The organism is Vibrio sp. S12_S33 (assembly GCF_963889785.1).
In the GTDB taxonomy this organism is placed as follows: Bacteria; Pseudomonadota; Gammaproteobacteria; order Enterobacterales; family Vibrionaceae; genus Vibrio; species Vibrio aestuarianus.
Window position 1 is genome coordinate 35,918 of the sequence record NZ_CAWPQZ010000030.1, and the last position, 11,804, is coordinate 47,721.

Genomic DNA, 11,804 nt, shown 5'->3' on the forward strand with positions numbered 1-11,804 from the left:
TGCAAAGGCCGCACAAATAATGCAGTGCACCACTAGCTAAATAACTACAACAAAATTCAAATAAGGAAAATAAAATGGCTAAGGGGCAATCTCTACAAGACCCATTCTTAAATGCACTACGTCGTGAGCGCATTCCCGTTTCGATCTATCTTGTGAACGGTATTAAACTTCAAGGTCAGATTGAATCATTCGATCAATTCGTGATCCTACTAAAAAATACAGTTAATCAGATGGTATACAAGCACGCAATTTCTACGGTTGTTCCTGCACGTGCAGTGAGCCACCATACCGCGGAACCGCGTACTGGATCTGATCGACCATCAGACAAATCAGAAGATTAATCCTCTGATTAGCATCGTTTATTTACAAAGGAGTTGGTTGCTTGTTTGACCGTTACGAAGCCGGTGAGCGAGCCGTACTTGTTCATATCAACTTCACGCATAAGGGTGAATGGGAAGATCTTAGCGAATGTGAAATGCTAGTTTCTTCTGCTGGAGTGTCGACACTGCAAGTGATTACTGGCAGTCGTCAAACTCCACACCCTAAATATTATGTCGGTGAAGGCAAAGCCCAAGAAATTGCCCAAGCAGTGCAGGCAACTGAAGCTGATGTGGTGATCTTTAACCATGCCCTTTCTCCAGCTCAAGAACGTAACTTAGAACATTTGTGCCAATGTCGAGTGATTGATCGTACTGGTCTTATCCTCGATATTTTTGCTCAACGCGCTCGAACCCATGAAGGTAAGTTGCAAGTTGAACTGGCGCAGTTACGTCACCTTTCAACTCGATTAATTCGAGGCTGGACGCACCTTGAGCGCCAAAAAGGTGGGATAGGTTTGCGTGGTCCAGGCGAAACCCAGTTAGAAACCGACAGACGATTATTGCGTGAGCGCATTAAAGCGATATTACGTCGCTTAGAAAAAGTCGCAAAGCAGAGAGAACAAGGACGCCGAGCTCGAAATCGAGCTGAAATTCCCACAATTTCCCTGGTGGGTTACACCAATGCGGGTAAATCGACCTTATTTAATCGAATTACCGAAGCGGGTGTATACGCAGCAGATCAACTGTTTGCAACGTTAGACCCAACACTGCGTAAAATTGATTTAGCCGATGTGGGTACCGCTATTTTGGCGGATACGGTAGGGTTTATTCGTCATCTACCGCATGATTTAGTTGCAGCGTTCAAAGCCACGTTACAAGAAACTCAAGAAGCTGACATTTTGTTACATGTTGTTGATGCCAGTGATGAGCGTTTTCGTGAGAATATCAAAGCTGTTTATGATGTCTTAGAAGAGATTGATGCCCATGAGGTGCCAACTCTTGTCGTTATGAACAAAATCGACAATCTAGAAGGCCAACAACCTCGAATTGAAAGAGATGATGAGGGGATTCCTCGAACAGTATGGGTATCGGCAATGGATGGTCAAGGTATTGACCTGCTTTTCGAAGCACTGACGGAGCGACTAGCCAGTCAGGTGATTCAATATCAACTGTGTATTCCACCACTGCATCAAGGACGCATTCGTAGTACATTTTCACAAATGAAATGTATTCAGCAAGAAGAATATGACCCAGAAGGCAACTTAGTGATTCATATTCGAATGCAGCAAGTCGATTGGTCTAGACTAGAAAAAAGAGAAGAAGCAGTTTTGCGTGACTTTATAGTTACTTAAAGGACTGCTACAGTATAACGTCATATCAAATGATGGAGCTTTCTAATGGCGTGGAATGAGCCTGGTAATAACAACGGCAACAATGGCCGCGATAATGACCCTTGGGGTAATAATAATCGTGGTGACAAAAACTCCGGTGGCCGTGATCAAGGACCACCAGATTTGGACGAAGTTTTTAATAAACTGAGCCAAAAACTGGGTGGAAAGTTTGGTAAGAAAGGTGGTAAAGGCCCTTCGTTCTCTGGTGGTAGTGCAATTGGCTTTGGTGTCATTGCTGCTATTGCGGTGGCGGTATGGTTCTTTTCCGGTTTCTATACTATTGGTGAAGCCGAACGTGGTGTAGTGCTGCGTTTAGGTAAGTATGATCGCATCGTTGATCCTGGTCTAAACTGGCGTCCTCGTTTTATTGATGAAGTGTCAGCGGTTAACGTTGAAGCTATTCGATCGTTACGTGCATCTGGCCTTATGCTGACCAAAGATGAAAACGTGGTGACAGTAGGAATGGATGTTCAATATCGCGTTTCTGATCCATACAAGTACTTGTATCGTGTTACGAATGCTGACGATAGCCTACGCCAAGCAACTGACTCTGCGCTACGTGCTGTCGTGGGTGACTCATTGATGGATAGTATTTTGACCAGTGGTCGTCAACAAATTCGTCAAAGCACTCAAGAGACATTGAATCAAATCATCGACAGCTATGATATGGGCTTGATGATTGTTGATGTCAACTTCCAATCTGCACGTCCGCCAGAGCAAGTAAAAGATGCATTTGATGATGCGATTGCTGCACGAGAAGATGAAGAGCGTTTCATCCGTGAAGCTGAAGCGTATAAAAATGAAATTCTGCCGAAAGCAACCGGCCGAGCTGAGCGTTTGAAGAAAGAAGCTCAAGGTTACACTGAGCGCACAATCAATGAAGCATTAGGTCAGGTGGCTCAATTTGAGAAACTGTTGCCTGAATATAATGCAGCTCCAGAGGTTACTCGTAATCGCCTCTACCTCGATACGATGGAAGAAGTGTATTCTAATACCTCTAAAGTGCTGATTGATTCTGAATCTAGCGGTAATCTGTTGTACTTGCCGATTGATAAATTAGCCGGTCAGGAAAAATCAGAGACCAAACGTCAAATGAAATCATCATCAGCGTATGATCAGATCGAACTTGAGTCTCAGCGTACCGATACGGCAGCTGACACTGATGCTCAGTCTCGTTCAACTAGCACACGTCAAGGGAGATACTAATAATGCGTAAGTTAATGATCCCTGTATTGGTGATTGCACTTGTTCTGATGCGGATGTCACTATTTGTCATCCCTGAAGGCGAGCGTGGAATCGTGGTTCGTTTTGGTCGAGTATTGAAAGACAATAACGAAATTGCCCGTATCTACGAGCCTGGCTTGCATTTTAAAATGCCACTATTTGACCGTGTGAAAACATTAGACGCACGTATTCAAACTATGGATGGCCGTTCTGACCGCTTTGTCACGTCTGAGAAAAAAGACGTGATCATTGATACCTACGTAAAATGGCGTATCGAAGATTTCGGTCAATACTACTTGGCAACAGGTGGCGGTAATGCACTAACAGCAGAAGCACTGCTTGAGCGTAAAGTGACGGATATTCTTCGTTCTGAAATCGGTTCGCGTGAAATTAAACAAATCGTTTCAGGTCCTCGTAATAAAGATGTGTTGCCTGACAGTACCGATGCGGAAGTGGTGACGACTGAAGCGGCTAAGCAAGCGTTGGAAATTGATGGTCAGCGTGACCAGATTATGGAAGACGTACTGACTGACACTCGCGAAAGCGCTATGAAAGATTTGGGTGTTGAAGTGGTTGACTTCCGTATGAAGAAAATCAACTTACCTGATGAGATCAGTGAGTCTATCTACCGTCGTATGCGTGCTGAACGTGAATCGGTTGCTCGTAAACACCGCTCTCAAGGTCGTGAGAAAGCTGAAATCATTCGTGCCCAAGCTGAGCTTGAAGTGGCGACAATTTTAGCTGAAGCGGATAAAACTGCACGTGTAACACGTGGTGATGCCGATGCAAAATCAGCGAAGATTTACTCTGATGCTTACAGCAAAGATCCTGAATTTTACGGTTTCCTACGTTCTTTGAGAGCGTATGAAAAATCATTCAGTGAGAAAAGCGATATCCTAGTGTTGGATCCTAAGAGTGATTTCTTCAAATACATGAATAACACCAGTGGTGTTGCAGCTAAATAATCGTTAGTTGTTTAATCAAAGGCTCCTTCTCGGAGCCTTTGTTGTTTATTGGGATAATATTTCACTGTTCGATAGAGATAATACTATGTCTAATTCAATTTGGTTTGCGGTAGGTTTGGTGCTAATTGTGGAAGGTCTTGGACCGCTAATCGCCCCCAACGGTTGGCGTAAAATGGTTGCAGAGCTTAGCCAGCAGCCCAATAACCAATTGCGTAGAATCGGTGGCTGTTTGGTGGTGGCAGGCGGAATAATAGCTTATTACTTTGCCAGCTAGAGATCAGTAGTGAGGAGGAGGTGTCTCTTCTGAGGCATCGGCCAAATTAGAGGTATCCATATTCTTCACTTTACCCACCATGTATTTCATTTGATCTTGCATTTTAGTGATCAACATTTGCTGTTGTGTCAGAGCATCATTGAGTTCATTGATGGTTTGTTCTTGAAAAGCCAGTTGGCATTCTAAGTCATTAACACGCTGTTCTAATTGTTGCATATTTTTATCGTTCATCACTTATCATTAATCGTTTAATTTCCATGCTTGAGCAATACCTGCTGATGTACCAGTAATGACTCGCTGCTGGTGGTCAAAGGCCGCATCATACACTACAGCTCGTGGTGGACGGGCATCTTTTAACGGTTCAACCTCGAATCCTTGCTGCTTTTTACCGTTTTTAGCATCCCAAATAGCTACTTGGCTAGAGGGTGAACCAGTCACTAACAAGGAGCCGTCATCGGAAAAACGCGCGGTTGTGAAAATCAGTTGTCTGGAAAAGCTGCTCAATTGCGCTATTTTTTTACCAGAAGTTAGATCCCAAATAACGGATTGATTACCACCATCGGAAGTAAATGCCATCAAACCATCTCGTTGCAGAGCAACTCGGTTGACGCGTTGTTCGTGTTCAAAAGAACGCAAGATCTGCCCAGTTTTGGTATCCCAAAGATAAGCGAAATAATCATTGCCACCAGTGAGAGCAAAGCGACCATTGGGAGATAGGGCGACAGAATTGACTTTTTCTCTATGAGCAAGGAACTCTAGGCGGCGACCGCTGACTAAGTCCACATAAATAGCTTTACCATTGGATAAACCAAGTAGTACTTGTTCGCCATCATTTGATATATCAATACTTCGAATGAGGCCGTCAGAGATGGACCATAAGCCCTGTGCTTGTGTCCAACCTAAGTCCCATACCGCAAAATTAATTTGGCTTGCGGTGACGGCGAAACGGCCATTATCGGAGATGCGAATGTGTGAGACAGTATTTGCTTGAGGGTCTTGAGGCCCTAGGTCTGCGAGCATTTTATCTTGTTTAAGATCCCACAAAACCAATTGTTTTTGTTTGGAGTAGATAAGCGCAAAACGACCATCACGGCTGAGGCCGAAGCTGGTCGATCCATTCGGTTCTAGTTCCCAGCGTTGCACGTCGTTGTTAGAGAAAAAACAACCATTTAACATCAATATGACAATGCAGCATAGGATTAAATGAGAAATTATCCGCATGACGTCTAATTATCCGCTTTGAGTGTAAAGACAATCGATCAACATACCGTTATATTGGTACAACTCTGTTTTGTGCACCAGTCTTTCTCTGAGATTTGTGCACAATAACAAAAGGTTTGCCTACAAATTGGAGAAATAAATGAAATCATTGTTTAAAGTGTCACTGCTTGCGGCAACCGTAATGCTAGCAGTTGGCTGCCAGAAAGATGAAGCACCAAAAACTGAAGCAGCACCAGCGGCAGAACAAGTGCAAGCTGAAACCGGAAAAACGGTTCACTTTAAAACTGAAGATGACAAAGCAGCTTACGCAATTGGTGTTTCTTTTGCTAATTACTTGAGTACAAGCATTGAGAAACCAAGTGAAATTGGCATCAATCTTGATAAAGATTTTGTACTTAAAGGTATTGAGCACGTTTTTGCGGGTAACGCAGAGCTAAGTGAAGAAGAAACTCGTGCGGCTTTAGAAGCGCTTGATAAGCGTGTTGCAGAAACGATGAAAGCTCAAGCTACTGAAAAAGCTGCAGCTGCAAAAACTGCAGGAGACGACTTCCGTGCTGAATTTGAAAAGCAAGAAGGCGTGAAGAAAACAGAGTCAGGTTTACTTTATCAAGTAATGACACCAGCCACAGGTGAATTACCTAAAGAGACCGATACTGTTCAAGTACACTACAAAGGCACTCTTACTGACGGCACACAGTTTGACAGCTCTTACGACCGTGGCGAACCAGCTACATTCCCGCTAAATCGCGTTATTCCAGGTTGGACTGAAGGCGTACAGTTAATGCCAGTGGGTTCTAAGTATAAGTTTGTTATTCCACCAGAGCTTGCCTATGGCGAACAAGACACACCAACCATTCCTGCTAATTCAACACTCGTATTTGAAGTTGAATTACTGAAAATTGATAACGGTGACGAAGCAGCAAAATAATTGCTTTTCAACGTCATTATTACGCTAAGGGCCTGAATTTATCAGGCCCTTTTCTTTGAACCGCATACTCTGATTAATTGTTTTAAATCACTTGCTCAAGACTTAACTAGGTTTAAAATTAAAATTTTCTGATAAACTTACATCAATTTGTTGATTTTTCGCACTAAGGCTAGATAACAGTGACAATGACAGAAACTCTAAATGCGGAGATGTTGCTTGAAATGGAATCCGTACATGTGATGCCATTTAGTGAGCACGATAAAATTATACTTCGCTCCTATGAAGCCGTCGTGGATGGTATTGCTAGTTTGATTGGCCCTTTCTGTGAGATCGTGCTGCACTCATTGGAAGATCTCAATACATCAGCTATCAAAATCGCTAACGGTGAGAATACAGGGCGTCAAGTTGGTTCACCTATCACCGATCTAGCACTGCGTATGCTAAAAGACATTGAAGGTTCAGAGCGCAACTTCTCTCGATCTTACTTTACTCGTGCCAAAGGTGGCGTGTTGATGAAGTCCATTACAGTGGCAATCCGTAATGGTGATAATCGAGTTATTGGTTTGTTATGTATTAACGTCAACTTAGACGCGCCATTTTCTCAGGTTCTGCAATCTTTCATGCCAACACAAGAAGCGCAAGAAGCGGCGTCTTCAGTGAACTTTGCCAGCGATGTTGAAGAGCTGGTGGATCAAACTGTTGAGCGCACGATTGAAGATATCAATGCAGACAAGTCGGTATCTAACAACACCAAAAACCGTCAGATCGTGATGGAGTTGTATGACAAAGGTATTTTTGATATCAAAGATGCCATCAACCGTGTTGCTGAACGACTGAATATTTCCAAGCATACAGTGTACCTCTACATTCGCCAGCGTAAGACTGGAGAAGAATTGTAGTGAGCCAAACGTTGACTTATACGCTACTAGTCAATGGGGCGGTTTATGGCTCTCAGTCAGCGCGCAGTGCTTATCGCTTTGCTTGTGCTGTGATAGAAAAAGGCCACACCCTATCGAGCGTCTTTTTTTATCAAGACGGTGTGCTTAATGGTTCGTCGATTACTGCTCCAGCTAACGATGAGTTTGATTTAGTCAAAGCTTGGCAACAGCTTGTGCTAGAGCATAACGTTAAATTAGAAACTTGCGTGGCGGCGGCGCTCCGCCGTGGCATTATCAGTGATAGCGAAGCGCAACAACATCAACTTGCTACGCATAATTTAGCAGATAACTTTGAGCAAGCTGGTTTAGGGAGTTTGGCCGAAGCATTACTGACACAAAATAGAGTGGTACAGTTTTGAAAAAATTAGGTTTTGTTTTTCAATCGGCTCCTCATTCAACTTCGGCAGGAAGAGAAGGCTTAGATGCTGTACTCGCTGCATCAGCGTACAGTGATGATATTGCCCTTTTTTTTGTTGGTTCAGGCGTTACTCAACTTATCGCCAGTCAATCACCAGAACAGGTATTGAGCCGCGACTATATCAGCGCATTTAAATTACTCGACCTATACGATATTGAACAAATCTACCTTTGCCAGCAAAGTATTGATGAATTTGGCTTAGGGGCCGCTGATTGGGTGATCGATGCTCAAAAGATATCTCCCCAGCAAATCGCACAATTATTGGCACAGTGTGATCAAGTGTTAACCTTCTAAGGAGAGCCAATGCTTCATATCGTAAAAGACGCATCTAAAATGACATTAGTACAGCGATATTCTACCGATGAAGATGAGATACTTTTGATTGAAGATGCTGTATACATGTCTAACCCAAACGCTATGCATTTTGGGCAAATTATCGATCTAACGAAGGTTTATGTCCTTTCCGAGGATCTCGCAGCGCGCGGTGTGGAAGATCTCAGCTCGCCTCATATGATGAAAGTCAATTTTTCTGGCTTTGTTGATTTAACCGTTAAACATGATAAATCAATAACTTGGTAATGTTTTTCTGTTGATTTTATATCTAAAAAATCAACAGCCTTTTTTAGTGGTTAAAAAAGATCTGTATATTTCTTGACACACCTCTCACTGCTGCATAGAATTTTGCGTCCCTATTTGTACTAAGTACGTAGGGACTAGATTTTTCACAAAGCTTACTTTAAGTAAATTCAGGAGCTAGTTAATGGCAACTATTAACCAGTTGGTACGCAAGCCTCGTGCAAAGCAAGTTGTTAAAAGCAACGTGCCAGCACTAGAAGCGTGCCCACAAAAACGTGGTGTATGTACTCGTGTTTACACTACTACACCTAAAAAACCTAACTCAGCACTTCGTAAAGTTTGTCGTGTACGTTTGACAAACGGCTTCGAAGTAACATCGTACATCGGCGGTGAAGGCCACAACCTTCAAGAGCACTCAGTTGTTCTAATCCGCGGTGGTCGTGTAAAAGACCTTCCGGGTGTTCGTTACCACACAGTTCGTGGTGCACTTGACTGTGCAGGCGTTAACGACCGTAAACAAGCTCGTTCTAAGTACGGTGTGAAACGTCCTAAGTCTTAATGGATTTCCGTTAAGTAAGGCCAAACACTAAATTATTTAATTTTTGAAGAAACTGAAAAGTTTTGGATAACCTGAAAAAGACAACGGAGAATATCCATGCCACGTCGTCGCGTTATTGGTCAGCGTAAGATCCTTCCAGATCCAAAGTTCAAGTCTGAACTGCTGGCAAAATTCGTTAACATTCTTATGGTTGACGGTAAAAAATCTACTGCAGAAAAAATTGTTTACACTGCACTAGACACTATGGCTGAGAAATCTGGTAAAGATCACTTAGCTGTATTTGAAGAAGCTCTTGAAAACGTACGTCCAGCGGTAGAAGTTAAATCTCGCCGTGTGGGTGGTTCAACTTACCAAGTACCTGTAGAAGTACGTCCGGTTCGCCGTAACGCACTTGCTATGCGTTGGGTAGTTGATGCTGCGCGTAAGCGTGGTGAAAAATCTATGGCTGCTCGCCTAGCTGCTGAAATGCTAGATGCGTCAGAAAACAAAGGTTCTGCTGTTAAGAAACGTGAAGACGTTCACCGCATGGCAGAAGCGAACAAAGCATTCGCTCATTACCGCTGGTAATACCTTTAGTGCTGCGAGTTTCTCTCGCAGCACATCTTTATACTCTAAGGGATACCTTAGTAAGAGGATACAATCGTGGCTCGTAAAACTCCTATTGAGCGCTACCGTAACATCGGTATCTGTGCTCACGTAGATGCAGGTAAAACAACCACTACTGAACGTATTCTGTTCTACACTGGCCTTTCTCACAAAATCGGCGAAGTTCACGATGGTGCTGCAACCATGGACTGGATGGCGCAGGAGCAAGAGCGTGGTATTACTATCACATCTGCTGCTACAACAACCTTCTGGCGTGGTATGGAAGCACAGTTCCAAGATCATCGCGTAAACATCATTGATACCCCAGGACACGTTGACTTTACAATCGAAGTAGAGCGTTCACTTCGTGTGCTTGATGGTGCAGTGGTTGTATTCTGTGGCTCATCTGGTGTTGAACCTCAGTCTGAAACTGTATGGCGTCAAGCTGATAAATACGGTGTTCCTCGCATGGTGTTCGTTAATAAAATGGACCGTGCTGGCGCAGACTTTTTACGTGTTGTAGACCAAATTAAAAATCGTCTTGGTGCGACTCCTGTTCCAATCCAATTGAATATTGGTGCAGAAGAAGAGTTCAGAGGTGTCATCGACCTTATCAAGATGAAAGCAATCAACTGGAATGAAGCCGATCAAGGCATGACGTTTACATACGAAGACATTCCGGCTGACATGCAAGAACTTGCTGAAGAATGGCACAATAACCTTGTAGAAGCAGCGGCTGAAGCAAGTGAAGAGTTAATGGATAAATACCTTGAAGAAGGTGAGTTGACGGAAGCGGAAATTAAACAAGCATTACGTACTCGTACCATTAATAATGAAATTGTATTAGCTACGTGTGGCAGTGCCTTTAAAAATAAAGGTGTTCAAGCCGTACTTGATGCAGTAATCGAATATTTGCCTTCGCCAATTGATGTTCCAGCAATTAAAGGTCTTGATGACAATGAAAATGAAGTTGAGCGTCATGCTGACGACAACGAACCATTTGCAGCGTTAGCCTTTAAAATTGCGACAGACCCATTTGTTGGTACACTAACGTTTATGCGTGTTTATTCTGGAGTCGTAAACTCAGGCGATGCCGTTTACAACTCTGTGAAGCAAAAGCGTGAGCGTTTTGGTCGTATCGTTCAAATGCACGCCAATAAGCGTGAAGAAATTAAAGAAGTTCGCGCTGGCGATATCGCTGCAGCGATTGGCCTTAAAGATGTCACTACTGGTGATACTTTGTGTGATCAAGACCATAAAGTGGTACTTGAGCGCATGGAATTCCCAGAGCCTGTAATTCAAATTGCGGTAGAGCCTCGCTCTCAAGCAGACCAAGAAAAAATGGGTATTGCGCTAGGTAAACTGGCTGCAGAAGATCCATCGTTCCGTGTTGAAACCGACAAGGAAACGGGTCAAACATTGATTTCAGGTATGGGTGAGCTTCACCTAGACATCATCGTTGATCGCATGAAGCGTGAATTCAGTGTTGATTGCAACGTCGGTAAGCCACAAGTGGCGTATCGCGAAACTATCCGTGGTAAAGCGGAAGTTGAAGGCAAGTTCGTTCGTCAATCTGGTGGTCGTGGTCAATATGGTCACGTTTGGCTTAAGATTGAACCTGCGGAACTCGGTGAAGGCTTTGTCTTTGTCGACGAAATCGTTGGTGGTGTGGTTCCTAAGGAATACATCAGCTCGGTTGCGAAAGGTATCGAAGAGCAAATGAACAACGGTGTGTTAGCTGGCTATCCTATTATGGATGTCAAAGCGACATTATTCGATGGTTCATATCATGATGTCGACTCAAACGAGATGGCGTTTAAAATTGCTGGGTCGATGGCGTTCAAGAAAGGTGCTTTAGAAGCGCAACCTGTTCTTCTTGAACCAATGATGAAAGTTGAAGTAACCACTCCTGAAGATTGGATGGGTGATGTTGTTGGCGACTTAAACCGTCGTCGCGGCATGATTGAAGGTATGGATGAAGGTCATGCTGGCCTAAAAATTATCCATGCTAAAGTCCCTCTATCTGAAATGTTTGGTTACGCAACAGACTTACGTTCTGCCACTCAGGGCCGTGCTTCTTACTCTATGGAGTTTGCTGAGTACGCTGATGTGCCGAAGAATGTTGCAGAAGCAATTATTGCAGAGCGCACTTAACAGTTATTTGTTTAATAACGAATCTATTGCGCTGACGAGAGTTGGCGCATAAAATAGCAATTTCTGGCGCGTCTTGAGCTATATGTGACTCAAGGCGAATCATAACTAGGAAGGAACACGATCGTGTCTAAAGCAAAATTTGAACGTACGAAACCGCACGTAAACGTTGGTACTATCGGCCACGTTGACCACGGTAAAACAACTCTAACTGCTGCTATCTGTACTACACTTGCAAAAGTGTACGGTGGTGT

At 43.5% G+C, this 11,804-nt stretch carries 16 protein-coding genes; 14 read left to right on the forward strand and 2 right to left on the reverse strand.

What is annotated here, in order from left to right:
- Window positions 1-74 precede the first annotated feature (74 nt).
- The 5 genes from hfq to AACW06_RS13570 all read left to right on the forward strand — a co-directional run bounded on the left by hfq (window position 75) and on the right by AACW06_RS13570 (window position 4,174).
- On the forward strand, window positions 75-341 hold the full coding sequence (gene hfq, locus AACW06_RS13550; protein ID WP_053309830.1) for an RNA chaperone Hfq: 267 nt from the start codon (window positions 75-77) through the stop codon (window positions 339-341).
- A 41-nt stretch (window positions 342-382) separates the two neighbouring features.
- Window positions 383-1,672: a ribosome rescue GTPase HflX gene (hflX, locus tag AACW06_RS13555; protein WP_192075467.1), complete on the forward strand. Its 1,290-nt coding sequence runs from the start codon at window positions 383-385 to the stop codon at window positions 1,670-1,672.
- Between the two features lie 45 nt (window positions 1,673-1,717).
- Window positions 1,718-2,917 (forward strand): FtsH protease activity modulator HflK, encoded by a 1,200-nt coding sequence (hflK, locus tag AACW06_RS13560; RefSeq protein ID WP_192075468.1) that lies wholly within the window; start codon window positions 1,718-1,720, stop codon window positions 2,915-2,917.
- Between the two features lie 2 nt (window positions 2,918-2,919).
- Complete coding sequence (gene hflC, locus AACW06_RS13565; protein ID WP_192075469.1) at window positions 2,920-3,900, forward strand: protease modulator HflC; 981 nt, start codon at window positions 2,920-2,922, stop codon at window positions 3,898-3,900.
- 85 nt (window positions 3,901-3,985) lie between these two features.
- Entirely contained in the window at window positions 3,986-4,174 is a 189-nt protein-coding gene (locus AACW06_RS13570) for a DUF2065 domain-containing protein (protein ID WP_053309834.1), read from the forward strand.
- Between the two features lie 3 nt (window positions 4,175-4,177).
- On the opposite strand, the gene AACW06_RS13575 is transcribed toward AACW06_RS13570, so the two are convergent.
- Both AACW06_RS13575 and AACW06_RS13580 read right to left on the reverse strand, forming a co-directional pair.
- A complete protein-coding gene (locus AACW06_RS13575) occupies window positions 4,178-4,405 on the reverse strand; it encodes a SlyX family protein (protein ID WP_053309835.1) in 228 nt (75 codons plus the stop codon).
- Window positions 4,406-4,414: 9 nt separating this feature from the next.
- The gene (locus AACW06_RS13580) at window positions 4,415-5,395 is read right to left on the reverse strand and encodes a WD40 repeat domain-containing protein (protein ID WP_192075470.1); all 981 of its coding nucleotides are present in this window, start codon (window positions 5,393-5,395) and stop codon (window positions 4,415-4,417) included.
- 139 nt (window positions 5,396-5,534) lie between these two features.
- Here AACW06_RS13580 and fkpA point away from each other — a divergent pair, with 139 nt between their 5' ends.
- From fkpA to AACW06_RS13625, 9 genes are all read left to right on the forward strand, one after another.
- Complete coding sequence (gene fkpA / locus AACW06_RS13585) at window positions 5,535-6,323, forward strand: FKBP-type peptidyl-prolyl cis-trans isomerase (RefSeq protein WP_192075471.1); 789 nt, start codon at window positions 5,535-5,537, stop codon at window positions 6,321-6,323.
- Between the two features lie 179 nt (window positions 6,324-6,502).
- On the forward strand, window positions 6,503-7,222 hold the full coding sequence (locus tag AACW06_RS13590; protein ID WP_192075472.1) for a PAS domain-containing protein: 720 nt from the start codon (window positions 6,503-6,505) through the stop codon (window positions 7,220-7,222).
- On the forward strand, window positions 7,222-7,620 hold the full coding sequence (gene tusD / locus AACW06_RS13595; protein ID WP_443263472.1) for a sulfurtransferase complex subunit TusD: 399 nt from the start codon (window positions 7,222-7,224) through the stop codon (window positions 7,618-7,620). Before AACW06_RS13590 ends, tusD begins: the two co-directional genes overlap by 1 nt.
- Complete coding sequence (gene tusC, locus AACW06_RS13600) at window positions 7,617-7,973, forward strand: sulfurtransferase complex subunit TusC (protein ID WP_192075473.1); 357 nt, start codon at window positions 7,617-7,619, stop codon at window positions 7,971-7,973. Before tusD ends, tusC begins: the two co-directional genes overlap by 4 nt.
- 9 nt (window positions 7,974-7,982) lie before the next feature.
- Window positions 7,983-8,258: a sulfurtransferase complex subunit TusB gene (gene tusB / locus AACW06_RS13605; RefSeq protein ID WP_192075474.1), complete on the forward strand. Its 276-nt coding sequence runs from the start codon at window positions 7,983-7,985 to the stop codon at window positions 8,256-8,258.
- Window positions 8,259-8,439: 181 nt separating this feature from the next.
- Entirely contained in the window at window positions 8,440-8,814 is a 375-nt protein-coding gene (gene rpsL, locus AACW06_RS13610) for a 30S ribosomal protein S12 (RefSeq protein ID WP_005595139.1), read from the forward strand.
- Window positions 8,815-8,910: 96 nt separating this feature from the next.
- On the forward strand, window positions 8,911-9,381 hold the full coding sequence (rpsG, locus tag AACW06_RS13615; protein ID WP_053309842.1) for a 30S ribosomal protein S7: 471 nt from the start codon (window positions 8,911-8,913) through the stop codon (window positions 9,379-9,381).
- 75 nt (window positions 9,382-9,456) lie between these two features.
- Entirely contained in the window at window positions 9,457-11,553 is a 2,097-nt protein-coding gene (fusA, locus tag AACW06_RS13620) for an elongation factor G (RefSeq protein ID WP_192075475.1), read from the forward strand.
- A 123-nt stretch (window positions 11,554-11,676) separates the two neighbouring features.
- On the forward strand, window positions 11,677-11,804 hold a 128-nt coding region (locus tag AACW06_RS13625), incomplete at its 3' end, for a GTP-binding protein (protein WP_238336750.1).

Excerpts from the sequence above, each read along its gene's own strand:
- hfq (WP_053309830.1), top strand. The coding sequence starts at position 75 with ATGGCTAAGGGGCAATCTCTACAAGACCCATTCTTAAATGCACTACGT.
- hflK (WP_192075468.1), top strand. The coding sequence starts at position 1,718 with ATGGCGTGGAATGAGCCTGGTAATAACAACGGCAACAATGGCCGCGAT.
- hflC (WP_192075469.1), top strand. The coding sequence starts at position 2,920 with ATGCGTAAGTTAATGATCCCTGTATTGGTGATTGCACTTGTTCTGATG.
- AACW06_RS13570 (WP_053309834.1), top strand. The coding sequence starts at position 3,986 with ATGTCTAATTCAATTTGGTTTGCGGTAGGTTTGGTGCTAATTGTGGAA.
- AACW06_RS13575 (WP_053309835.1), bottom strand. The coding sequence starts at position 4,405 with ATGAACGATAAAAATATGCAACAATTAGAACAGCGTGTTAATGACTTA.
- AACW06_RS13580 (WP_192075470.1), bottom strand. The coding sequence starts at position 5,395 with ATGCGGATAATTTCTCATTTAATCCTATGCTGCATTGTCATATTGATG.
- fkpA (WP_192075471.1), top strand. The coding sequence starts at position 5,535 with ATGAAATCATTGTTTAAAGTGTCACTGCTTGCGGCAACCGTAATGCTA.
- tusB (WP_192075474.1), top strand. The coding sequence starts at position 7,983 with ATGCTTCATATCGTAAAAGACGCATCTAAAATGACATTAGTACAGCGA.
- rpsL (WP_005595139.1), top strand. The coding sequence starts at position 8,440 with ATGGCAACTATTAACCAGTTGGTACGCAAGCCTCGTGCAAAGCAAGTT.
- rpsG (WP_053309842.1), top strand. The coding sequence starts at position 8,911 with ATGCCACGTCGTCGCGTTATTGGTCAGCGTAAGATCCTTCCAGATCCA.